At 66.0% G+C, this 23,437-nt stretch carries 21 protein-coding genes; 7 read left to right on the top strand and 14 right to left on the bottom strand.

What is annotated here, in order from left to right:
• Positions 1-131: 131 nt before the first annotated feature.
• The 10 genes from NFX52_RS18390 to NFX52_RS18345 form a co-directional block, all read right to left on the bottom strand.
• Positions 132-500: a hypothetical protein gene (locus NFX52_RS18390; protein WP_055398639.1), complete on the bottom strand. Its 369-nt coding sequence runs from the start codon at positions 498-500 to the stop codon at positions 132-134.
• 171 nt (positions 501-671) lie between these two features.
• A complete protein-coding gene (locus tag NFX52_RS18385; RefSeq protein WP_055398638.1) occupies positions 672-1,505 on the bottom strand; it encodes a heme ABC transporter ATP-binding protein in 834 nt (277 codons plus the stop codon).
• Positions 1,502-2,584, bottom strand: a complete 1,083-nt coding sequence (locus tag NFX52_RS18380) for a FecCD family ABC transporter permease (protein WP_055398637.1) — start codon at positions 2,582-2,584, stop codon at positions 1,502-1,504. The genes NFX52_RS18385 and NFX52_RS18380 overlap by 4 nt, the downstream gene beginning before the upstream one ends.
• Positions 2,581-3,387 (bottom strand): heme/hemin ABC transporter substrate-binding protein, encoded by an 807-nt coding sequence (locus NFX52_RS18375; protein WP_369801355.1) that lies wholly within the window; start codon positions 3,385-3,387, stop codon positions 2,581-2,583. Before NFX52_RS18375 ends, NFX52_RS18380 begins: the two co-directional genes overlap by 4 nt.
• 85 nt (positions 3,388-3,472) lie before the next feature.
• The gene (locus tag NFX52_RS18370) at positions 3,473-4,600 is read right to left on the bottom strand and encodes a hemin-degrading factor (protein ID WP_055398636.1); all 1,128 of its coding nucleotides are present in this window, start codon (positions 4,598-4,600) and stop codon (positions 3,473-3,475) included.
• The gene (locus NFX52_RS18365; RefSeq protein WP_055398635.1) at positions 4,597-4,944 is read right to left on the bottom strand and encodes a hypothetical protein; all 348 of its coding nucleotides are present in this window, start codon (positions 4,942-4,944) and stop codon (positions 4,597-4,599) included. The genes NFX52_RS18370 and NFX52_RS18365 overlap by 4 nt, the downstream gene beginning before the upstream one ends.
• 51 nt (positions 4,945-4,995) lie before the next feature.
• Complete coding sequence (locus tag NFX52_RS18360) at positions 4,996-7,227, bottom strand: TonB-dependent hemoglobin/transferrin/lactoferrin family receptor (protein ID WP_055398646.1); 2,232 nt, start codon at positions 7,225-7,227, stop codon at positions 4,996-4,998.
• Between the two features lie 234 nt (positions 7,228-7,461).
• Positions 7,462-8,646 carry an acetyl-CoA C-acyltransferase gene (locus NFX52_RS18355; protein WP_055398634.1) on the bottom strand — a complete coding sequence of 395 codons (1,185 nt, stop codon included), beginning with the start codon at positions 8,644-8,646 and terminating at the stop codon, positions 7,462-7,464.
• Positions 8,647-8,655: 9 nt separating this feature from the next.
• Positions 8,656-9,549 (bottom strand): alpha/beta fold hydrolase, encoded by an 894-nt coding sequence (locus NFX52_RS18350; protein WP_055398633.1) that lies wholly within the window; start codon positions 9,547-9,549, stop codon positions 8,656-8,658.
• Positions 9,550-9,601: 52 nt separating this feature from the next.
• Entirely contained in the window at positions 9,602-10,402 is an 801-nt protein-coding gene (locus NFX52_RS18345) for an SDR family NAD(P)-dependent oxidoreductase (RefSeq protein ID WP_252635769.1), read from the bottom strand.
• A 108-nt stretch (positions 10,403-10,510) separates the two neighbouring features.
• On the opposite strand from NFX52_RS18345, the gene NFX52_RS18340 reads away from it, so the two are divergent.
• Entirely contained in the window at positions 10,511-11,461 is a 951-nt protein-coding gene (locus tag NFX52_RS18340) for a GlxA family transcriptional regulator (RefSeq protein WP_055398631.1), read from the top strand.
• 254 nt (positions 11,462-11,715) lie between these two features.
• Here the strand turns inward: NFX52_RS18340 and ahpF are convergent, their stop codons facing one another.
• Complete coding sequence (ahpF, locus tag NFX52_RS18335) at positions 11,716-13,329, bottom strand: alkyl hydroperoxide reductase subunit F (protein ID WP_055398630.1); 1,614 nt, start codon at positions 13,327-13,329, stop codon at positions 11,716-11,718.
• Between the two features lie 160 nt (positions 13,330-13,489).
• Positions 13,490-14,065: an alkyl hydroperoxide reductase subunit C gene (ahpC, locus tag NFX52_RS18330; RefSeq protein WP_055398629.1), complete on the bottom strand. Its 576-nt coding sequence runs from the start codon at positions 14,063-14,065 to the stop codon at positions 13,490-13,492.
• Between the two features lie 413 nt (positions 14,066-14,478).
• Between ahpC and NFX52_RS18325 the strand changes: the two genes are divergently transcribed.
• The 6 genes from NFX52_RS18325 (at position 14,479) to NFX52_RS18300 (ending at position 21,196) form a co-directional block, all read left to right on the top strand.
• Positions 14,479-15,297 carry an FTR1 family iron permease gene (locus NFX52_RS18325; RefSeq protein WP_055398628.1) on the top strand — a complete coding sequence of 273 codons (819 nt, stop codon included), beginning with the start codon at positions 14,479-14,481 and terminating at the stop codon, positions 15,295-15,297.
• A gap of 183 nt (positions 15,298-15,480) precedes the next feature.
• Positions 15,481-15,957 carry a bacterioferritin gene (gene bfr / locus NFX52_RS18320; protein ID WP_055398627.1) on the top strand — a complete coding sequence of 159 codons (477 nt, stop codon included), beginning with the start codon at positions 15,481-15,483 and terminating at the stop codon, positions 15,955-15,957.
• A gap of 479 nt (positions 15,958-16,436) precedes the next feature.
• Positions 16,437-16,745, top strand: a complete 309-nt coding sequence (locus NFX52_RS18315) for a hypothetical protein (RefSeq protein ID WP_055398626.1) — start codon at positions 16,437-16,439, stop codon at positions 16,743-16,745.
• Positions 16,742-18,508 (top strand): PepSY-associated TM helix domain-containing protein, encoded by a 1,767-nt coding sequence (locus NFX52_RS18310; protein ID WP_207402035.1) that lies wholly within the window; start codon positions 16,742-16,744, stop codon positions 18,506-18,508. Before NFX52_RS18315 ends, NFX52_RS18310 begins: the two co-directional genes overlap by 4 nt.
• Before the next feature lie 3 nt (positions 18,509-18,511).
• Entirely contained in the window at positions 18,512-18,847 is a 336-nt protein-coding gene (locus NFX52_RS18305) for a DUF3325 domain-containing protein (protein ID WP_055398625.1), read from the top strand.
• Between the two features lie 171 nt (positions 18,848-19,018).
• Entirely contained in the window at positions 19,019-21,196 is a 2,178-nt protein-coding gene (locus NFX52_RS18300; protein ID WP_055398624.1) for a TonB-dependent receptor, read from the top strand.
• Positions 21,197-21,619: 423 nt separating this feature from the next.
• Here the strand turns inward: NFX52_RS18300 and NFX52_RS18295 are convergent, their stop codons facing one another.
• Together NFX52_RS18295 and NFX52_RS18290 are read right to left on the bottom strand one after the other, a co-directional pair.
• On the bottom strand, positions 21,620-22,426 hold the full coding sequence (locus tag NFX52_RS18295) for a hypothetical protein (RefSeq protein ID WP_207402034.1): 807 nt from the start codon (positions 22,424-22,426) through the stop codon (positions 21,620-21,622).
• Positions 22,427-22,740: 314 nt separating this feature from the next.
• Complete coding sequence (locus tag NFX52_RS18290; protein ID WP_082437467.1) at positions 22,741-23,307, bottom strand: GNAT family N-acetyltransferase; 567 nt, start codon at positions 23,305-23,307, stop codon at positions 22,741-22,743.
• Between the last annotated feature and the right edge of the window lie 130 nt (positions 23,308-23,437).

Raw genomic sequence — 23,437 nt, 5'->3', positions numbered from 1 at the left:
GTGATGGGAAGAAGAGCCGATCAGCAGCACACGCAGGCGTCAGCGCACGCGTCGCGACAGCCTCAAAAGGCAGCTCTTCAACACCATCAACAAAATGGAAACGGGACAGCCCAGAGACCCCGCCTCGCCGCTCAGGCGAGGAAGGGCCAATTGGGGCGTTCGGGGCGCGTAAGGGGTGCGGGTGGCCAGGCGGGTGGCCAGGCGGGTGCGGCCTGGCCCGGCGGGTGCGCCACGGCCACTACGATGGCCTGGGCGCTGGCACTGTGCGCCAGGCCGCCGCCTGTGCCGTGGCAGGCATGGCAGTCCATGTCTGCCAGGGTACTGGGGGAGCCCCCAGGGACCGAGTGGTCGGCCCCTTCGTCGCCATGGTGCTCGTGCACATGGTGGCCAAAGTGCGATGCCTGCGGCGCTGACTCGTGCCCGCAATAGGGCGAGGCCGCCGCCCAGATGGACTGGAGCGGCATGAACACCAACAGAAAGACGAGCAGCAAGCGGCGCATGGGCAGCGGGATTCTAAGCAGGCCGTGCCACCCGCCCCGCCAGATAGCCTGACGGGTTGAGGGGCCTACCTCCATGGGTTGCACAGGCACGCCATGCAGATGCTTCATTTTTTATAGCAAACTTTGATACCCATAGCGCGGCAGAGGCCATTTTGACTATAGAAATGCCATTCACTGCGCCGCCAACAGGTACTGCGGCACTCCGTCGGCCGCCAGCACTGGCGTGCTGTGCACGCCCCACACCTGCGCGATGGTGGCGGAGGTGAGCAGGTGGGCCGTGGCGTGCACGCTGCGCGGGCCTGCCAGGCCCGGGGCGAGCAGCAGGCTATCGTGGGCGTAGCGCAGGGCCAGGTTCAGATCGTGCAGCACCGCGACCACGCCCACGCCCTGCTCCACCGCCCAGCGGCGCACCAGGGCCAGCGTGTGGTGCTGGTGCGCCAGGTCGAGGGCGGCGGTGGGCTCGTCCAGCAGCAGCCAGCGGGTCGCACCGTCGGGCAGGGGCTCCCAGATTTGCGCCAGCGCGCGGGCCAGGTGGCTGCGGGCGCGTTCGCCGCCCGACAAGGTGTTGATGCTGCGCCCGGCCAGGTGGACCACGCCGGTGGCCTGCATCGCCTCGTTCACGATGCGCGCCTCGCGGCGGCTGGGCGGCTGGCGGTGGGGAAAGCGCCCCATCTCCACCACCTCCTGCACCGTGAAGTCGAAGGCCACGGCCGTGTCCTGCGGCAGCACGGCGCGCTGGCGGGCCAGGGCCTGGGCGCCTTTGCCGGACACCGGCTGCCCGCCCATCCACACACGGCCCGAGCGCGGCGCGCGCTGGCCCGAGAGCATGGCCAGCAGCGTGGACTTGCCCGCGCCGTTGGGCCCCAGGATGGCCGTGACGCGCCCGGGCACGAACTGCGTGTGCACGGTGGCCAGCAAGGGCCGGCCGGGCACGCCCACACCCAGCTGGTCGCACGCCAGCAGATCGGCGGTGGTGGTGACCGGGGATGCGACGGCGGCATTCATACCTTGCTCCGGAACTGGCGCAGCATGACCAGAAACAGCGGCACGCCAATGAAAGCCGTGAGCACGCCCAGCGGCAGCTCTGCGGGCTGCACGATGGTGCGCGCCACGCCGTCGGCCGCAAGCACCAGCGCGGCGCCCAGCAGGGCCGAGCCCGGCAGCACCACGCGGTGGTCCGGCCCGGCCACCAGGCGCACCCAGTGCGGTGCCACCAGGCCGATAAAGCCAATGATGCCGGTGGCCGCCGTGACGGCGCCCACGGCCAGCGCGGTGACCAGGACCGCCAGGCGCTTGGTGCGCTCCACCGGCACGCCCAGCAGCGCGGCCTGCGCCTCGCCCAGCGCAATCGCGTTGAGCGGGCGCGCCAGCGCCAGGCCCAGGCCGCAGGCCACCGCCACGATGGCGCCCACCAGCGCCACGGCGCTCCAGCGCGCGCCGCCCAGGCTGCCCAGCAGCCACATCTGGAGGTTGCGCAACTGCTCGTCGGTGGAGATGAAATTGAGGTAGCCCAAGCCCGCCAGCGCCAGCGCATTGACCGCCACGCCCGCCAGCAGCATCAGCCCCATGCGCGTGCCGCCATCGGCCTGCGCCAGTGCATAGATCAGCGCCGTGACGAGCAGGCCGCCGCCAAAGGCCATGCCCACCAGTGTCCAGCTGCCCAGGGTGCGCGGCAGGTCGGGCAGCCAGTGGCTGCCCAGCACGATGGTGACGGCCGCCGCCAGCGCGGCCCCGCTGCTCACGCCCACCAGCCCGGGGTCGGCCAGCGGGTTGCGAAACAGCCCCTGCATCAGCGCACCGGCCAGCCCCAGGCCGGCGCCAGCGGCCACACCCATCAGCAGGCGGGGCAGCCGGATGTTGATGAACACCAGATATTCGGGCGCCTGTTCAGCAGATGGTGCAGCGCCCAGGGCCTGCAGCAGCACCTGCCACAGCTGGGCGGGTGCAATGGCATAGGCGCCCCGCGTGCTGGCCCACACGAACGCGAGGCCCACCAGCGCAACGCCCCACAGCAGCGCTGCGCGCGGCGACAGGCGCCGCAAAGACCAGCGCGCACCCGGCTGCGCCACAGCCACGCTGCTCACGCGGTGATCGCCTGGGTGCGGGTGTGCAGCTCGCGCACGGCAGCAGGCAGGCGCGGGCCAAAGCCCAGCAAGTGGCTGGCCTCCATGGCCACCAGGGCCTTGCGGCGGTAAGCGGGCGTGAGTGCCAGCTCAGGCCGCTGCCAGAAAGCGGCCTCCCCACCCAGCGCCTCGATGCCCTGCGTGCTGTTGAGCAGCACATCGGGGGCGGCGCTGGCCATGGCCTCGGCTGTGAGCGGCCGGTAGCCTGCGAACTGTGTGATGGCATTGGTGGCGCCCGCAAAGCGGATCAGCGCATCGGCCGCCGTGCCGGTGCCCGCCACCATGGGGCTGCCGCCGTGCGACAGGATGAAGATGGCGCGCGGGCGCCGCGTGGTGGCTGCCACCTGCTTTTGCACTGCCGCCCACTGCGCATCCAGGTCCGCCTGCAGGGCCTGGGCCTCGCGCTCGCGGCCCGCCACGCGGCCCACGGTGGCAACCTTGCGGCGCACTTCGTCCCAGGTGTGGTCGGCCTGCACCAGCTCCACGCGCACACCGGCGCTGCGCACCTGGTCCAGCACTACGGGCGGCCCGGCTTCGGTGGTGCCCACCACAGCGTCGGGCTTGAGGGACAGCAGACCCTCGGCCGAGAGCTGGCGCATGTAGCCGACCTTGGCGGTCTTGAGCGCGGCGTCGGGGAACAGGCTGGTGGTGTCGGTGCCCACCAGTTGGCCCTGCGCGCCCAGCAGGTAGACCACCTCGGTCAGCGCGCCGCCCAGCGAGACGATGCGCGCCGGGCGGGCGGCCCAGGCGGCCCCGGCCCCCATCGCAGACAACCAAGGCAAAGCCACCACACCGCGCAGCAGCCGCCGACGCGTGCCACCTTGCCCCCAGCTTTGCACGGCCATCGGATCACGCAGCATGGGCCAGCTCCGGCACGCCAGGCAAGCGTGCCACCAGGTCGCGCCAGCCCTGCAGTTCGGGCTTGCCGGGCTTGCGTGCACCGAAGAACATGGCCATCAGCTCGCCCGCGCGGTCAAAAGCCTCGACCGAGGTGACGACACCATCGGCCGTGGGCTTCTCCACCACCCACACGCTGGCAATCATGTCGGTGCGCAGGTGCAGGTTGAAGCCTTCGTCCAGCGCGTTGATCCACTGCGCACGCGGCGTATCGAGCGGCTGGATGTTGCGCACCGGCCCGGTGTGGATCTGGATGCAGCCGCCGCTGCCCACAAACACCATGATGGGCAGGCCGTCCACCGCCGCTTCGTCCAGCAGGCGCGCCACGGCCTGCGGTGCGGCGCGCCAGGCAAACTGGCCTTCGACCAGGCGAAAACTCTGCTGGCGCTCCACGTCGAACTTTTTGGTCAGGCCGAAGAACTCGTGCGTGTCCTGCATGGCGGCCCAGGCCTCGCGCAAGCCCTGGGCGTCGATGTCGGCGTCAGGCAGCACGGCCGCTGGCGCGGGCTCCGGACCAAACACGTAACCCGCGCTGGGTTGCACGAAGCGGCTCACCACTGCGTCGAATGCAGCCAGGTCGGTGGCATCGCGCGTGAAGATCTTGTGCACCGCGCGGCCTTGCGCGTTGTAGAACTGCAGGCTGCGCGATGGCGGTTTGGCGGGGTCGTAGGCCAGCTCCGTCACCGCAAAACCCGCATGCCACTGCGCAAAGAACAGGCGCAGGTCGATGTCTTCGCCCAGCGCAATGCCCACCGGCCCGGTGGCCGACACGTGCTTGTACACGCCAGTCTTCTCGTGCACCGTGCCTTCGTTGCGCGTGAGCGCCATCAGCGGGCCGCAGGCTTCGAGCGCCTGCAACAGTTCCAGCCACGAACCCTGCAGCGGCTGGGCCTTGAGCGGGTGGCCGTGCTCGCCCGCGTGTGCGGCCACGGCGGCGCCTTCCGACAGCCCCAGGCTCTCGGCAGCGTCCTTGGCGCGCTTGCCCGCTGCGCGGGCTGCGGCGAACCGCTCACGGATGTCGGGGGCGGCCTGCGGCGGATGGGCCGGAGCGCTTGGGGGGTTCGTCACTGCGGCATTCATTGCACGGCCTCCGGCGCGGTGTGCCACAGCACGCGGCGTTGTTCGGCAGCCACCATCGCGGCGCTGGCGGCCACGTCCTGGCGCGCCTTGCATTGCTGGTCCCAGCGGCCTTGCAGGCTCCAGACCACGGTGCGAAAGTGCGGCGTGAAGCCCTGGGCGCCGGCCAGCATCTGCAGGTTGGCCGCGATCTTGCGACCCATCGCGTCGCGGTGGCTGTCGCAGCAGGCTTGCACATAGCCGGTCATCAGCGCCAGGGTGCCCGCCAGCAGCGCCTCGGCGCAGGGCAGGCTGTATTCCTCGTCGGCGTGGCTGCCCGCGTTGGGCTGGTGAAGCGCGTGGCTCATGGTGATCTCCTTGGGTGGATGCCGGGGGATGGAAAAGCAGCGAACGGGCGCTCAGAAATCCGCCACCAGCGACACGCGCACTGCACGGCCCGGCTGGCTGTAGGCGTCGATGAAGCTGGCGTTGGCGGCCAGGCCGCGCACGTCGGCCCAGCGCCAGTGCTTTTTGTCGGTGAGGTTGTAGATGCCCGCGTTCAGGCGCAGGTCCTTGCGGATGCGCCACTGGGCCGCCAGGTCCAGCACCGTGTACGACGGCGTGAGGAACTGCGTGCTGCCCGTGGCCACGCTCACGTCGCTGGCCTTCTTGGCGGCGGCATGGGTCATGTCCAGCCGCGCCATCCAGCCACCGGTGTCGTAGCGCAGTCCCGCCGTCAGGCGCGATGGGTCCACAGTGTTCACCGGCTTGCCGATGGTGGTGTCGTGGCCACGCGTCTGGCCGTAGGCAAACGGAGTGCTCCACTGCCCGCCCGCCCACTGGCCCCAGCGCATGTCGCCCTTGACTTCAAAGCCGCTCAGCTTGACGCGGCCGATGTTGACCGACTGGAACACCAGCGGGTTGCCCGGCGCGCCCGTGCCGCTGACCTGGCGCAGGTCCTCGATGAAGTCCTTGTAGCGGCCAGTGAACGCGGCAGCCTCGATGGACAAACGCTCCAGGCGCCCGCGCACGCCCAGTTCAAAGTTCTGGCTCTTCTCCGGCTTGAGGTTGGCGTTGGGCACTGTGCGGTAGTTGCCCACCGGGTTCTCAAAGAAGGCGTTGACCTGCCCCGCATTGGGCGCACGGAAGCCCGCCGCGTAGTTGCCAAACACGCTCCACTGCTCGCTGGCGCGGTACAGCACGCCGAACTTGGGCGAGGTTGCATTGCCCGACAGCGACACGGCCTGCGCGCCAAAGCCCGCCTGGTCGGCCTTGATGCGGAAGGTGTCAAAACGCACGCCGGGCGTGATGCTCCAGGGCCCGCTCACGAACTCGTCCTGCACATACAGGGCCGTGCTGGTCTCGGTGGTGTCGGGGAAGCGCTTGAGCGGGAAGGTCTCGCCCGTGGGCGGCGTCACGCCGGTCTGCAGGTTCTCGACCTTGGCCGCCGTGTAGTCCAGGCCGTAGGTGATCTTCTGCACCCATGGCCCGCCATTGCGCAGCACCTTGCTGCCCTGCAGGTTGGCCTGCCAGGTGCGCTCGTCATAGGTCACGTCGCGCACGCGGTCGGCGGCGGTGTTGCGGTCTTCGGTGATGTACTCGCGCGAATGGGCGTCCTGCCAGCTCAGCGTGGCCTTCACATCATCGGCAAACGCGGTGTTCACGCGCCAGTTGCCTTCCCACGTCGCACGGCTGCGCTGCATGTCGGTGAACGAGGTAGAGCCCAGCACCGAGGTGGCAGCCAGCGGCGGCTTGGAGCGTGCCGTGAGCAACTCGTAGTCGGACGTCTTGTCCACATGCTCCAGCGTGAACACATGGCGCTGGCCGCCGCCGGGCGTCAGCACCACCTTGCCCAGCAAAGCGCCGCTTTTGTCTTTCTGCGGATTGGGCTTGGTGCGGTCGGCATTGGCCGCATCGTTGGTGCCCATGTTGTCCAGCTCGCGGGCGCGGGTGACGTTGCCGCCCAGCAGCCACTGCACCGTATCGCCCGCCCGGCCCGCCACCGTGGCGCCCACGCGCTTGCCGTGCTCGTCGCCGTCATAGCCCAGGCTCACCCGGCCGCCGATGCGCTTGTCGCCGTCGAGGAAGGCCGATGGGTCTGCCGTGATGAAGTTGACCAGGCCCGCCATGCCGTCGGAGCCATACAGCGCCGAGGTGGCGCCGCGCACCACCTCGATGCGCTGCAGTAGCCCGATGTCCAGGTAGTCGCGCCCGAAGGCATTGGCGCTGAAGGCATAGCTGCGCGGCAGGCGAATGCCATCCACCATCATCAACACGCGGTTGCCGTCCAGCCCCCGGATGTTGAAGCCCGCGTTCTGTTCGCGCCCCGTGGAGCCACTGGCCAGCGAGAAGCGTGCGGGCGAGCGCGTGACCGACACGTTGGGCAGCTCGCGCGCCACGTCGCGGATGTCGCGCACCTGGCCTTCCTCGATGGCCTGCGCATTGATCACGTCGATACTCATGGGCAACTCGTCGCGATCCTGCTCGCTGCGCGAGCCGCTGATGACCACTTCTTTGAGCTGCGGCGCTGCAGCCACCAATTGGGCCGCATCTTGCGCATGCGCGCTGCCAATCGCCACACATGCACAGGCCACCAGCCATGCAAGCGGCCGCAGACGGCCTTGCAGCGGCTGATCAGAAGGCTGCGCCAGCGCGCGCCGAGAAGAAAACGAAGGGAAACGGAATGCCTGCGCCACGGATGGAGGTCCTTCTCTGAAACGACAACGAATACAGAGCTGGCTCCATGCAGACGGTCCTGGCTTCTGCGGACAGAAGGATGGGCCGTTGTGGCTGGCTGATGGGATGAAATTATATGAGAATAATTCTCAATACGTTACATAATTTGCATAGGCTCAGGTAGTACAGGCCTATTGCCACTCTTCCCATCAGAGCATTTCGAGCGCCAGCGCGATGCCCTGACCACCGCCGATGCACAGGGTCACGATGCCCCGCTTCAAGCCGTCGCGCCGCATCGAATGCAGCAGGCGTGTGGTCAGCACGGCGCCCGTTGCGCCGATGGCGTGGCCGTGGGCGATGGCGCCACCCTCGACGTTGACGATGTCTTCCGGCAGGTCCAGCTCGCGCAGGCAGGCCAGCGTGATCGCGGCGAAGGCCTCGTTGATCTCGATGCGCTGGATGTCCGTGTGCTTCCAGTGGGCGCGTTCCAGGGCGAGTTTGACCGCAGGCACCGGCCCGATACCGAACATGCCCGGCTCCACCCCCGCGACGCCGTGCGAGACCAGGCGCGCCCAGGGTTGTAGCCCGTGCTTCTCCGCAAAACTTCTCTCCGCAACGATCATCGCCGCAGCGCCGCTGTTGAGCCCTGGCGCGTTGCCTGCAGTGATCGTTCCGTCTTTTCGGAACGCCGGCTTGAGCTTGGCCAGAGATTCGACCGTGGTGTCGGGCCGAGTGGCTTCGTCGTGTGAGAAGCTCACCGGCCCCTTGCGACTGGAGAGCTCGATGGCGACGATCTCTTGCGCGAACTGGCCGGCAGCCTGAGCCGCGCTGAACCGTTGCTGTGAACGCGCGGCCCAGCGATCTTGGTCCTCGCGCGTGATGCCGTACCGTGCGACCAGATCCTCGGTATGCCAGCCCGAGTGTTGACCGCTGAAAGCATCATGGAGACCGTCGCGCAGCATGCTGTCCAGCATCTGAGCGTCCCCCATGCGGTGGCCCCAGCGCGCGCCGGGCACCAGATAGGGGGCCTGGTCCATGTTCTCCATGCCGCCAGCAATCGCCGCAGAGGCATAACCCGCTGCAATCTCAAGTGCCGCCGTCGCGATGGCTTGTGCACCCGATCCACACACCCGATTCACAGTCAGGGCGGGCACCTGCACCGGCAGTCCGCCGCCGATAGCAGCTTGTCGCGCCGGATTCATCCGCGTGCCGGCCTGGATCACGTGTCCCATCACCACGGTGTCGACCGCTTGCGCAGCCAGACCTGAGCGCCGAAGGGCCTCGCCAATCACTGCGGCACCCAGTGCAGACGCGGGCGTTTCCTTGAGCGCGCCGCCATAGCTTCCGATGGGTGTTCGGACCGGCGCGCAGAGAACAATGTCAGGGGTTCGCATAAGAGATCCTCAGGTTGTTGCGAGTGAATCGTTCAGCACCTTGGCGGGCACGTCCGGACGCTCAAGGACGATGAAGTGACCGGCGCCAGGCACCTGCACAAACTCGGCCGCGGGGAGGATCTGCCTGTTGGCTTGCCGGTCCGAGGGTCGTGACCAATCCTTTTCACCGTAGATGAAGTGGACGGGTACGCTGACCTCGGGGTAGCGGGCGCGGGCTGCGATGAGGCTGGGCAGGTTGCCGTACACCGCGTGGGCAACGACCGGATAGCCGGTCCGACGTCCGACCTTCAGCAGTTCATCCAGGTAGTCGTCGCGCAGGGCGGCCGTGTTGCCGAGGCCCCCATGGAGCACGGCGCGAACGATCGGCTTGGGTTGGACGCCCGCAATGGTCCGGCCGACCAACGGCGCCAGCGCGCCCGTCACTACGAATCGGGCCAGGAAGCTGGACCGCGCGATACCCCCGGCGTAGTCATAGGCATTGATCGCCACGACACACCGCACTCTGTCGGGAAGATCGGCTGCGGTGGTGAGGGCGAGCGTCGCGCCCATCGATTCACCGAGCAGCGTTACGTCGCGCAAGTCGAGTCGGGTGATGAGGCTCTTGACCGCCTCGCGCATGGCGGGCTCGTCATAAGAGGCGCCCGGCACGATCTGCGAGTAGCCCATCCCAGGGAGATCAAGCGCGTATACCGTGTACCGGTCCTGGACCAGCGGGATGAGGTGACGGAAGTGTTCGGCCTGGGTGCGCACGGTGTGCAGCAAGATCAGCGCTGGCCCCTTTCCGCCCGAGAGATAGCGCAAACGCCCAGGGCTTGCCTTGTAGGATCCCAGTGGATCGAGAAAGTGTTCCTCGGTCCCGGGAATCTTGATGGTGGAGAGTGAATCACTGTGGGTGCGTTGCATGGCGGGTCTCTTTAACTTTCAGGGGGCATAGGCGCAAATGCGATACGCCCGCTCAGCGCAAGGGCTGGTAGCGCGATGCTGCTTCGTTGTTCGAGAGGTGGGGCGCCATTGCCTTGCGCGCGCCTTCGTACGCATCCCAAAGGGCAACGTCGTGCAGCGAAGGAAGCGTCACCGGCTCGCCGCGCTCAAAGCCTTGCAAGGCAGCATCCACCAGGTCTTCGGCACGCATCACGATCTGCGCCGGCAGGTGCTCCACGGGAAGGCCGCCGCGCGCCCAGAACTCGGTGGCCGTTGCACCCGGCAGCACGGCCTGCACCCGCACGCCCTTGCTGGCCAGTTCGTGCTGCAGCGACTGGCTGAAGGCCAATACGAAGGCCTTGGTACCGCCATACACACCGTTCAGCGTTTCTGGCGAGACCGCCAGCACCGAGGCGATGTTGATCAACGCACCTCTGCCGCGTGCCACGAAGCCGGGCACCGCTGCGTAGGTAAGCCGCGTCAGCGCCGTGACGTTGAGGTCGATCATGCGGGTCATCTGGTCCACATCGCTGTCCAGCAGCGGCGTGTGCGTGCCCGTGCCGGCGTTGTTGACCAGCAGGGTGATGCTGGCATCGCGCTGGAGCTTGTTCTCCACGCTGCGCAGCGCTACTGGGTCGTTGAGGTCGGCGGGGAAGACCTCTACTGCGCGTCCGTAGCGGTTGCTGATGCCCTCAGCCAGCGCGTTCAAACGCTCGCGGTTGCGGGCGACGAGGATGAGGTCATAGCCGCGCCGCGCCAGGCGGTCGGCGTAGAGGGCCCCGATGCCGGAGGAGGATCCGGTGATGAGGGCTGTGCCCAGGTTCGTTTGCGTCATGGTGATGGTCCGGTGGTGGTTGCAATGGACCGAATGTTGCGCCCTCTGGCGTTTGGCGTAAATGACGCATATAGTCATGTTTTACGCCATATCCTCCAGAAACAGAAAATGCACAAAATCGGCTACCTCATGCCGACCGGTTTCCAGGTGATGGCGTTGGCCACACAGGCGGTCTTCGAGTTCGCCAACGTTGTGGCGGGCGAACCCTTCTACGACGTGGCTTGTTATTCGATGCCCGGCGGCAGCGTGAAGGCATCGCTGGGCACTGTCCTGCAGACGCGGCCCTTTACCGCGCGCAGCAGGGCCGACACCTGGATGGTGGTGGGCGCGATCGACCCGTTGGCCACCCCGCCCTCGCCACCGTCCTTGCTGCATGCGCTGCGAAAGTGCAGCGCTCGGGCACGCCGGACCGTAGGGCTGTGCACCGGAGCCTTCGTACTGGCCGAGGCTGGGTTGCTCGCAGGGAGACGTGCCACCACGCACTGGGCTTATGCAGACGTGCTGCAGCAGCGCCATCCCGATATCCAGGTCGAGCCGGACCGCATCTTCATCGCCGATGACCCGATCTGGACCTCGGCCGGCATGACGGCAGAACTGGATCTGGCGCTCGGCCTCGTCGAAAAGGACCTCGGCGACGAGGTGGCGCGATCGGTGGCGCACCGGCTGGTCATGCACCAGCGCCGCTCGGGCGGCCAGTCGCAGCATTCGGAGATCCTGAACCTCGCCCCGCGCTCGGACCGCATTGCGCGGGCGCTGGAGCACGCCCGCAGCCACCTAGCACAACCGCTGGGTGTGGAAGAACTCGCTGCGGCCGCGAACCTCAGCCCGCGCCAGTTCAGCCGTGTGTTCACAGCCGAGACCGGCCAGTCGCCCGCCAAGGCGGTCGAACGTCTGCGTGTGGAGGCAGCGCGCTTGATGATCGAGCGCAGCCGCCATCCGCTGGAGGTGGTGGCACGCGAAACGGGCTTTCGCGATCGGCGCCATCTTCGCGAGGCGTTCATGCGGGGCTTCGGCAAGCCACCGCAGTCAGTGCGGCGCGATGCCCGCGTGGGGACCTGAAACGTGCAGAGATGACCGCGACAGTCTTGGCATGCGATGGCCGCACGGGAGCCGAATGTGGGACCTCGCACAGCCGGGGCTTTGCGAGGAGCAGCAAGAGGCATACACAAGTCCATCGCGATGGGCTACGTGCGCAACGGCACCCTCTGACCCAAAGAAAAAGCGACTGGCTGCACAAGACAACCAGTCGCTCATTTTTCAATAGCTATCAGCGCTTTACCATCAAGCGCTAGCGGCCATTTTCATCCAAAAAATCATGCAATTTCTGCCACAGGCACGGCAACCGAAACCCCTGCAGGTGCAGCCGCCACCACCGGCATGCGGATCAGGTGGTCAAACGCGCTCAGTGCCGCCTTCGATCCATCACCTGCTGCGATCACGATCTGCTTGAACGGCACGGTGGTGCAGTCGCCCGCCGCGAACACCCCGGGTATGTTGGTGCGGCCGTGCGAGTCGACGATGACCTCGCCGAACTTGGACAGCTCCACCGTGCCCTTGAGCCATTCGGTGTTCGGCACGAGGCCGATCTGCACGAACACGCCTTCGAGCGGCACGAGCTGCTCCACGTTGGTGGCGCGGTCCTTGTACTTGAGGCCGTTGACCTTGCCGTCGGCGCCGGTGATCTCGGTGGTCTGGGCGTTGGTGTGGATGGTCACGTTGGGCAGGCTCTTGAGCTTGTTGACCAGCACGGCGTCGGCCTTGAGCTGGTCGGCAAACTCGATGAGCGTGACGTGGGCCACGATGCCGGCCAGATCAATCGCGGCCTCGACACCCGAGTTGCCGCCGCCGATGACCGCCGTGCGCTTGCCCTTGAACAGCGGGCCGTCGCAGTGCGGGCAGTAGGCCACACCCTTGTTCTTGTACTCGGCTTCGCCGGGCACGTTGACATTGCGCCAGCGGGCGCCGGTGGACAGGATCACGGTCTTGGACTGCAACGTGGCGCCGTTGGCCATCTGCACGCTGATGAGGCCACCTGGCTCGGCGGGGATGAGCTTGTCGGCGCGCTGCAGGTTCATGATGTCCACGCCGTAGGCGCGGGTGTGTGCTTCGAGCGCGGCGGCGAACTTGGGGCCGTCGGTTTCGAGCACCGAGATGTAGTTTTCAATCGCCAGCGTGTCATTGACCTGACCGCCAAAGCGCTCGGCAGCCACGCCGGTGCGGATGCCTTTGCGGGCAGCGTACACGGCGGCGGCTGCGCCGGCGGGGCCACCGCCGACGATGAGCACGTCGTACGGGGCCTTGGCGCTGAGCTTGGCGGCTTCGCGGGCGGCGGCGCCGGTGTCGAGCTTGGCGACGATTTCTTCAATCGACATGCGGCCGGAGCCGAAGACCTGGCCGTTCAAAAACACCATGGGCACGGCCATGATTTCGCGCTCGGTCACTTCCTGCTGGAAGGCGCCGCCTTCGATGACGGTGGTCTTGATCTTGGGGTTGACGATGGCCATGAGCGACAGCGCCTGCACCACGTCCGGGCAGTTGTGGCAGGTCAGGCTCATGTAGACCTCAAAGTTGAAGTCGCCATCCAGGGCCTTGATCGAATCGATCACGTCCTGCTCCACCTTGGGCGGGTGGCCGCCCGTCCACAGCAGGGCCAGCACCAGCGAGGTGAATTCATGGCCCAGGGGCAGGCCGGCAAAACGCAGGCTGTTGGTGGCGCCCGCGCGCTGCAGGCTGAAGGATGGCTTGCGCGCATCGTTGCCGTCGGTGCGCAAGGTGATCTTGTCGCTGCGCAGGGATTGGATGGTTGTCAGCAGCTCGCGCATGTCGCGCGCAGTCTCGCTGTCGTCCAGGGATGCCACCAGCTCAAACGGCTGCTGCACGCGCTCCAGGTAGGCGGCGAGTTGGGTCTTGAGTTGTTCGTCGAGCATGGTGGTGTCCTTTGAATTTGGAGTTGTATGTGGGGAGCGTGATGGCAAGCGGGATTCAGATCAAGCCTGCGGGTCAAACTCCGGGCGTAAAAAAGCCGGACGGCACGGCGCACAGGCGCCATGACGCTGTCCGGCTTCAGAGGCCGAGAAAAGCGAATGCTTAGATCTTGCCGACCAGGTCCAGCGAAGGCGTCAGGGTCTTGGCGCCTTCCTTCCACTTGGCGGGGCAGACCTGGCCAGGGTTGGCGGCGGTGAACTGGGCAGCCTTGAGCTTGCGCAGGGTTTCCGACACGTCGCGGGCGATTTCGTTGGAGTGGATTTCCAGGGTCTTGATCACGCCATCGGGGTTGATCACGAACGTGCCGCGCAGCGCCAGGCCTTCTTCAGGGATGTGCACGCCGAACGCGTTGGTCAGCTGGTGCGTTGGGTCGCCAACCAGGGGGAATTTGGCCTTGCCCACGGCGTCCGATGTTTCGTGCCACACCTTGTGCGAGAAGTGCGTGTCGGTGGTCACGATGTAGACCTCGGCGCCGGCCTTCTGGAACTCAGCGTAGTTGTCGGCAGCGTCTTCGATTTCGGTGGGGCAGTTGAAGGTGAAAGCTGCGGGCATGAAGATCAGCACGGACCACTTGCCCTTGAGGGACTGCTCGGTCACTTCGATGAATTCACCCTTGCCGTCACGGTTGACGAAAGCGGTGGTCTTGAAGGGCTGAACTTGCGTATTGATCAGGGACATTGCTGTTTCCTTGGTGGTTGGTTAACTGAACAGGACTGAAGTCTAGGTCTTTCGAGACCATCAATCCAATTAATTGATTTGATTGAATCAATTGCCTGTGACTATACAGTGACACCCTGCCCTCAGGCCGGGGCGGGCATTTTGCCCCCTTTTAAACCCCCAAAGACCGCCACGAAGCCGCTGCACAAACCACCGCCCACCTGGTCAACCCTTGCGGCATATCAAACATTTAAATACAACTGATTCGCGTTTAGTTTTATCATCTACCGCACTGCAGCAACGCCGCCCAGGCCAATTTGCTGCAGTGGGCCAGCCAAAGCTCGACGCCTCTGAAATATTGGTCAAAACGGCCTGTAGCGCTTTATTGATAAGCGAAAGCAGCTCATAAATTTATAGCAAAGACCTCAAACACCATGTTCCAAACACTTCTGATCTGTTTCCGCGAAGGGCTGGAAGCCCTGCTCGTGGTGGCGATTGCCACCCTGTACCTGCGCAAGACCGGGCGCCTGCACCTGTTGCTGCCACTGCGCGCGGGCGTGGGCGTGGCAGCCCTGCTCTCGCTGGTGCTGGGCTGGGTGCTCTCGCAGGTGGGCGCGCTGTCGCCCGCAGCCGAGGGTGGCATGGCGCTGGTGGCTGCCGCCACCGTGGCCTGGTGCGTGGTGCACATGCGCCGTGCGGGCCAAGGCATGGGCCAGGACATTGCCCAGCGCATGGACCGCGCCAGCGTGCTGGAAGGCCCGCGCGCCTGGGTGGCGGTGTTCCTGTTTGCCCTGTTCATGGTGGGCCGCGAAGGCGTGGAAACCGCCACCATGCTCGCCGCTCTGGCCCGCAGCGCCGAGCTGGGCTACATGGCCTGGGGCGGCTTGGCGGGCCTGGCGCTGGCCATTGCCATCGCCTGGGCCTGGACACGCTACGGCCGCGCAGTGAACCTTGCGCGGTTCTTCCGCGTCACGTCGTGGTTCATGGCGGTGTTTGCGGTGCAACTGGTGGTGTATGCGTTCCATGAGTTCACCGAAGGCGCAGCGATACCCGGCATCGACAACGCTTACTGGCATGCGGCCACCGAAGACCTGGCCGAAGGCACCATTGCCCAGGCCATCTCGCTGGCCCTGGTGCTTGTGCCCACGGTATGGCTGGGCCTGGCGCACTGGCGTGAGCGGCGCACGGTGCCATCGTCTGCAGCCGCAACCGCCATGGGCACACAGGCTGCCGCGCCACGCGCCGCACAATAGCACCGCGCACGGCCTGGGCAGCCCCATCGGGCCTACCGTGCCGGATAGGGTCGACCGGGGTGAACGCGAACGCCTATCAACCTCACACGCAGCCAGCGCGCTCTAGCAGGGATATGCCTTGCGCGTGTTGATATGGCTCACGACAATCGGGGCCGAATCAACACAACACAACAAGGAGTCCCCATGAAAGGTGACGCACAGGTCATTGGCCATCTGCAGGCCCAGCTCAAGAACGAACTCACGGCCATCAACCAGTACTTCCTGCACTACCGCATGCTCAAGCACTGGGGCTTCGACAAGCTGGCCAAGAAGGAGTATTCGGAATCCATCGGCGAGATGAAGCATGCCGACTGGCTCATGGACCGCATCTTCACGCTGGATGGCCTGCCCAACCTACAGGACCTGGCCAAGATCCAGGTCGGCGAAGACGTGCCAGAGATCCTGGCCTGCGACCTGCGCGCCGAACAAGGCGCCCAGGCCACCATCAAGGATGGCATCGCCCACTGCGAAACAGTGCGTGACTATGTCTCGCGCGACCTGCTGCAAAAAATCCTGGACGACACCGAAGAGCACATCGACTTCCTGGAAACCCAGATCGATCTGATCGGCAAGGTGGGCTTGCAGAACTACCTGCAATCGCAGATGGGTGACGTCGAGTAACGCCTAGGCTGCATCAAAGCGCTCCACGAAAAGTACCAAGAAGAAAAACAAAAACGGGCCGAGGCCCGTTTTTTTGTGCCCACGCCATCACCAAGTTCCCCCGATTGCACGGGGCTGCGAAGCACAGCCCTACCCCCATGTCACAAGCTGTTGCAAGCACACATCAAACCAGCGCAAATAGCATTTTCATAAATGCGAATGCTTCTCAACAAAAGTAGAATGCGTTCTTACGACCAAGGCCATTCCTTCTTGCAGCTCCCGATCTGCAAGGGCAGGTCCCGTGATTCCCTTTAACACCTAGCCAGCCAGTCAGCCGGGCTCTCCGCCGCTGCAGCCAGCGTTTGTACGTTTGCCGTACGACACCTACTGCCTGGAGCCTTTCTGATGCCGCGCAGCACCGCCAGCCCCTGCCCTGCAGGAGTTCTGCTTCTCTCCTTTTTTGAAGGCCGCACCGCCCTGGGTGCCGCCGCAGGTCGGCCATGAAGGCGGCCCGCGTTGACTGGCGCTACCGCCTGGTCATCACCTCCCGCGCCATGGCGGCCATCGCTGGCGGCTATGCGCTGGCGGCGGGGTTCACCGCTGCGCTTTCGCTGGTGTTGGCGCTGTGGATGCCTCGCGTGGAGGCCGTGCTGACCGCCACCATGCTGGCCTGGCTGGCCTATGCCATGGCGGCGGGATGGGCGTTTTATGCGCGCACGGCCTGGGGCGCCTGGGGCGGCACACTGCTGCCCGCCCTGGCAATGGGCGCGTGCGCCATGGCGCCGCAATGGATGAGGGGCGCGCCATGACAACAGCGACCTCCACCGTGCGCAAGAGCGCCGACCGCGAAGGCTTTCGCCAGGCGATGTCGTGGCTGCACACCTGGGCAGGGCTCATCCTGGGCTGGCTGCTGTTTGCGATCTTCCTCACGGGCACGCTGTCGTTCTTCAAGAACGAGTTCAACCTGTGGATGCGACCCGAGATGCACGGGCTGCCGCGCACCGACGCGGCCGATGCGCAGGTGGCCCAGAAGTCCGTGGACGCGCTGGTGCGCAAGGCCCCCGACGTCACCCAGTGGATCCTGCACCTGCCCGATGACCGCGACCCAGCCGTCAACATGCTCTGGCGCGGCACCGGCAACGGGCGCTTTGAAACGCTGCGCATGAACCCGCAGACGGGCGAGCCCATCGAGGCGCGCCAGACCATGGGCGGTGATTTTTTCTACCGCTTTCACTTCGAGCTGCGTACCGCGCAAAAAGGCCGCTGGACTATCCAAGGCCGCTGGTTGGTGGGCGTGGCCACGATGCTGATGTTTGTGGCGCTGATCACTGGCGTGATCACGCACCGCCGCATCTTCAAGGACTTCTTCACCTTCCGCCCTACCAAGGGCGGGCAGCGTGCCTGGCTGGATGCGCACAACGTCAGCGGCGTGCTGGTGCTGCCGTTCTATCTGATGATCACCTTCAGCGGGTTGATGATCTTCCACACGCTGTACATGCCCGCAGGCATTGCCGCCAACTACAAGAACGAGAAAGGCGTGGACTCCAACGCGTACTTTGCCGACCTGCAGGGCGAGAAGCCCGAAAGCCGTACCCGCCGGGGTGCGGGCGACAAGGTGGAACCCCTGCCCGCCATCACCCTGCAGCCCATCATCGACGCGGCCACCACCCGCTGGCAGGGCGGGCGCATCGGCAGCGTGCAGGCGCGCCGCGATGCCAACGGCCGCGCCGTGGTGGAGGTAACGCGCCACGAAGGCGACCGACTGCAGTACCGCCCGCCGCGCCTGCTGTTTGATGCCACCACCGGCGAGTGGCTGGACCAGGCCGATGCCACCAGCCCCGCCGTCAAGACCTATGGCGTGCTGTATGGCCTGCACATGGCGCGGTTTGCCGATGTGGGCCTGCGCTGGGCGCTGTTCGGTTTTGGGGTGCTGGGCAGCCTGATGATTGCCACGGGCATGGTGCTGTGGTCGGTCAAGCGCAGCGCCAAGTCGCAGACACAGGCCAGCCGCCAAGGGGCGGCCAAAACGACCAGCAACACAACCAGCAACGCGCCCGCTGCGCACCCCAAAGCGCCGTTCGGCGAGCGCCTGGTGGCTGGCATCAACATCGCGACACTGGCCGGGCTGCCGCTGGCCTGTGGCGTGTACCTGGCCGCCAACCGCCTGATCCCTGTGGGCATCGAGGGCCGAGCGGATGCAGAGCTGGCCTGGTTCTTCAGCGCCTGGGGCATCACGCTGCTGTGGGCGCTGGCCTGCGCGGTGGTGCGCCCGCACCGCCTGGGCTGGACGGTGCCGCTGGCCGCTGCGGGCCTGGTGTGGGTCGCGCTGCCGCTGATCAACGCGCTGACCACACACACCCACCTGGGCGTGAGCCTGCCCGCGCGCGAATGGGTGTGGGCCAGCATGGACCTGTCGTTTTTGGCCACCGGGCTGCTGCTGGGCTGGCTGGCGTGGCGCGTGCGCCCTGGTCGCACGCCCCGGCGCGGTGCGCCTGCACGGAGTGCGCGACCCGCGCGACCTGCCCCGTCGGTGCCCGTGGCGCCTGCCGAAACCTCCACCTCGGGAGCCTGAGCCATGTCTGCCTTTCTTCTGTGCTTTGCCGCCTGGTCGGCCATTGCGCTGGGCATGGATCGCCACCACGAAGACGCCCTGGGCCAGGAAGGCGCCGCGCGCCGCCTGGTGGCGTTGCGCCGCTCGGGCTGGCTGCTGCTGGTGCTTTCGCTGTGGCTGGCAGCGGCGCACCCGCCGGGGGGCGTGCCTGCATCCCTGGGCGTAACGGCATGGTCCGTGGCCCTGTCGGTGGCCGCCGTGGCGGTCACGGCAACCGTCACCTGGCAGCCCCGGCGCACGCCCGAACTGGCTGGCGCCGCCCTGCTGGCGGGCTTGCTGGCGCGGGCGCTGGGGTGGTGATGGACAGGCTCCACGCTCCCGCAGCCGTGCGCTGAGCCGCTCGGGCTCGAACTCGCTTTTCTGTTTTCACGGCCCCACCACATCCCAGACAGCGGGCCTTCGCGGCACGCGCCAGGCCACGAGGTGCAAGGGCTTTTCGCCAACCGCGTTGCGCTCACTCCAAGGAAAACCATGCACGCTTACACACCAACCCCCTATCGCCTCCACCCGCTGGTGGCCGCCCTGCTTGCCACGCTGTGTGGCACGGCACTGGCGCAGACGACGGCGCCGCCCGCTGCAGTTGCGCAGACCACGCCGCAGACGCTGGGCGAGGTCACCGTGCAATCCAGCGCGGACGACGACGGCTATTCGCCCGCCGCCGCCAGCACAGCCACCAAAGGCAGCGCGCCGCTGCGCGACGTGCCCCAGGCCGTGAACGTAGTGCCCGCACAGCTACTGCGCGACCAAGGCGCGCGCTCCATGGAAGACGCGCTGCGCAACGTGCCCGGTGTGGCCATGAGCCACGGCGACGGCCAGCGCGACCAGGTGGTGATACGCGGCTTTACCGCCATTGCCGACCAGTTTGTGGACGGCGTGCGCGACGACGCGCTGTACTTCCGAGACCTGGCCGACATCGAGCGCGTGGAAGTGCTCAAGGGCCCTGCCGCAGTGCTGTACGGGCGCGGATCGTCGGGTGGCCTGATCAACCGCGTGACCAAGAAGCCCAAGTTTGGCGAGACCTCGGGCGAGGCATCGCTGGGCCTGGGCAATTTCGACTACCGCCGCGCCACGGCCGACGTGAATGTGGGCATCAGCGATACCGCCGCCTTCCGCATCAACGCCGCCGTGGAGGACTCCGGCAGCTACCGCGACCAGCAGTTCGTCAAGCGCCACAATTTCGCGCCGTCGCTCGCGCTCAAGCTCGCGGCGCAGACCGACCTGCTGCTGCAGTACACCAACGCGCGCGACAAGCGGCTGACGGACTTCGGCATCCCGGCCCTGAACGGCCGCCCCGTCAACGTGCCCGCGAGCACCTACTACGGCTCCAGCAACGCCGCGCAGGACGACACCACCACCAGCACCATGCAGTCGTTCGCGGCCACGCTGAACCACCGCTTCAACGACGACTGGTCGGTGCAAAACGTCACGCGCCTGTACGACTACGCGCTAGACCGTTACAACACCCTGCCCGGCGGCACCACCGACCCGGTGAACCTGACGGTGGGCCGCACGCGCTCGTTCATCCTGCGCGACGAAAAAGGCTTCTTCAACCAGACCGACGTGACGTGGCGCAACCAGCTCGGCGGCTTCAAGCAGGAGTGGCTGATGGGTGTGGAACTGGGCCAGCAAAAGAAACGCTCCGAGTCCGTCACCGGTGGCGCAGACCGCGTGCCACTCTTCAACCCCGGCAACCGCCCTGCTCCCGCCATCCCAGCGGCCAACTACAACGCCGACAGCGCCATCCCCAGCCACACCACGCAAGACACGGCCGCGCTGTACTGGCAAAACCAGATCACGCTGGCGCCCCAATGGAAGGCGCTGGTGGGCGCCCGCTACGACGTCTTCGGGCAAGAGACCACGTTCGACCGCAAGCTCGCAACGCTCTCGCGCACCGACAAAAAGTTCAGCCCTCGCGCGGGCCTGGTGTGGCAGCCGAGCGATGTGGTGTCGTACTACGTGTCGTACAGCAAATCCTTCCAGCCCTCGGCCGAAGCGTTTGCGCTGGCCGCCAACAACACCGGCGCCGAACCCGAGATCACCGAGAACAAGGAAATCGGCGTCAAGCTCGACCTGCTGGACGGCCGCCTCAATGTCACCGGTGCGCTCTTCAACCTGGAGCGCACCAACATCAAGAACACCGACCCCGCCAACCCTGGACGCCAGATCAACGTGGGCACCCAGCGCACCAACGGCCTGGAGCTGACCGCCAACGGCCGCCTGCCCGGCCGGTGGGACGTGAGCACCGGCTACGCCTGGCTGGACGGCCGCATGACGAAGTCACTGGCCACCACAACCTCCACCCAGCTGCCCACCGCCGCCATCGCCGCCCAAGGCAAGGTGCCCGCACTCACGCCGCGCAACTCCGCCTTCCTGTGGGCCATGAAAGACCTGGGCCACGGCCTGCGCGTGGGCGGCGGCGTGAACTATGTGGGTGCGCGCTTCACCTCGCTGACCAATCTGGTCACCCTGCCCGGCTACACCACGCTGGACGCGGCCCTGCAGTACACGCTCGGCCAGTGGGATGTGGACGTGAACATCAAGAACCTGGCCAACCGCAAGTACTACGTGTCGGCCCACGGCAGCAACGACAACCTGATCCTGCCCGGCTCGCCGCGCGCGGTGCAGGTGACGCTGCGGACGCGGTTCTGACGCTGCGCCTGCAGCGCGTAGCACGCAAATTTTAAGCATTTTTTGGCCGCTATCGCTTGATGGATAAGCGCTAGCAGCTATTCAATTAATAGCAAAAATACTTAGGAGGAGAAGCGTCATGCGAATGCGGGGCGCCACTGGAGTGGACTACCCGGTGGTCAACGGCAAGCAGCTAGGAGTGCGGGCGGCAGAAGGAGCATCGGCTGCAACGCGCGATAAACCGGTCTCGCACGGTACTACCTCCTGCGCCCAGGGGCCTACCCTGGGCTTGTCGGTAGCACCACGCGATCCTCGGTTTTCGCACGTTTCGCTTCGATGCCTTCTGCCGCCCACACTCCTCGAGGAAGCATTGTGTTGGTACGGGCGATGTGTCCGTCCACTGGCGACCTGCGCGCCGGAGGAAGAAGTCGAAGAAAACTGACCTCAGGGTCTGACCAGCAACCTAAGGCGAACTCGAAACGCGGCCTTGACTTCGTTGAACCGCTTGTACCGTTGAAGGTACCGGCCAGGCGCCGGCTCTATGGCGAATCCGAACCTCTGTGCGCCACCTGCCGTTGGCGCGAGAAAGCCGAGCACCTCCTCGGTCACCAGATAGGTTGGCGTTGCTTCGCCCGACAGCGGGACGGAAAACTGACTGCGCCCCCGCGACACGTCCGGCAATGGGACGATCTCTGGCCGCCCTTGCACGGCAGCGGCCGCGTCGCTGGGCATGGGCACCCAGCTGGACCGAACAGCTTTGACCTGGAAGGGCACGCTCGTGCTGTCAACACGCGTGAAACCTTCGAGCGTCCCGCTGTCCAGCCAGGGCTCGGCGAACCGGATCAACACATCGTGCTCGGTGGGGACCTCATCGATCGAGAGCATGGCCAACTGGATCTGATCGGGTCGAAACCGGGTCAGGAAATCCCGAAAGTCAAACTGGAAAACGGTGTCGGTGCGCAGGTAGACCTGCCGCTCGCACGGGACAGGATCGGGCCCACGCACGTAGCCGGTGCGAAAGCCCGCCTGCGGGAGTTCGCGCGGCAATGTCCTGGGATCGGGCAAAGCGCCATCGAGCGACCCACGGCTGATGATGCCCCACGGGACAGGTATATCGCAGGCGAGGTTGTGGCGGTTGTCCTCATGCAGGAACCGGGCCGACTCAACCGCCGTCAGGTCGACCGCCACTGTGCCGCAGCCCGCCAGCGCAGAGACCAGCAGTGCAAAACAAGCCCACACATATTTGCGCATGAATCACCTCCCTGACGGCATTTCGTGAAGAAATGCGTGTCGGCGCAGGTTACCAGAACACCCGGTGCAATGGTCGCCTTTTAAGGGTGTGAGCTGCCCGCCAGAGCCCTATGTGACGTACTCGGGACTCGTGCTCGCTGGTGGACACACATGACCGCCAACGGTCGCATGACGAAGTCGCTGGCCACCATAGGCTCGCTGTAGCTGCGCCGCGAGCCAACACTGCAGATCAGATGCCCTGCGCCTGCAAAACCAGCCAGTATTTCGGACAGCGCCTTGCAATAGCAGCCGTGTAATTCGCGATTTGACGCTGGTCAGCAGACGCCGAAAGCCGTCGGATGCAGCGGCTTGTCATGCCGATCTTTCGCAAGGGTCATGTGAACACCGTCGTGATACTGGCCATCAAGGCATACAGCTTCAGACTCAACGCCGTACTTCACAAAGCCCATTTTTTTGTAAAGCGCGATGGCCGGTTCGTTGGGCAAGTACACCTGCAGGTTCACCCGGTGCACGCCGTTGTCGAAGGCGTGTTGAAGGGCGGTTTCCACGACCTGTCGGCCTAGTCCTCGGCGACGGTGCCGAGGGGACGTGAACACGCCCCACATCACCATCTTGTGATGCGAAGAAGGGAACTGGCCTGCGCGGCCGACGGCTGCTGTCGCGGCAAGCTCACCCATAACAAAACAACCGAACACGGCGTTGGGCAGAGGTGCAGAGAGCTGCGCCCGAAAGCCATCCAAGGTGCGCGTGAGTTCTTCCTCGAACGTCAAACCCATGGGGACCGGATTGTCTCGCGTGACTTCGCGCCGCAAGGCCGAAAACGCCTCAGCGTCGTCAGCACCAAGGCGGCGGACCGCATAGGGTTGTGCAGATTGGCTCATAGGGCGTAAGCGACCAGCCGTACCACCTTGAACAGTCCCGCGACATCTCGCAAGATCGTGTGCACGTAAACCATCGTGGACACCATGCTCAAAGATTCAGAGACACCGAGATATGCGACGCGGCGTACCC

Origin of the sequence: Acidovorax facilis (assembly GCF_023913775.1) — a bacterium.
GTDB classification, from domain to species: Bacteria; Pseudomonadota; Gammaproteobacteria; order Burkholderiales; family Burkholderiaceae_C; genus Acidovorax; species Acidovorax facilis.
This window is presented reverse-complemented; position numbering and strand designations above follow the sequence as displayed.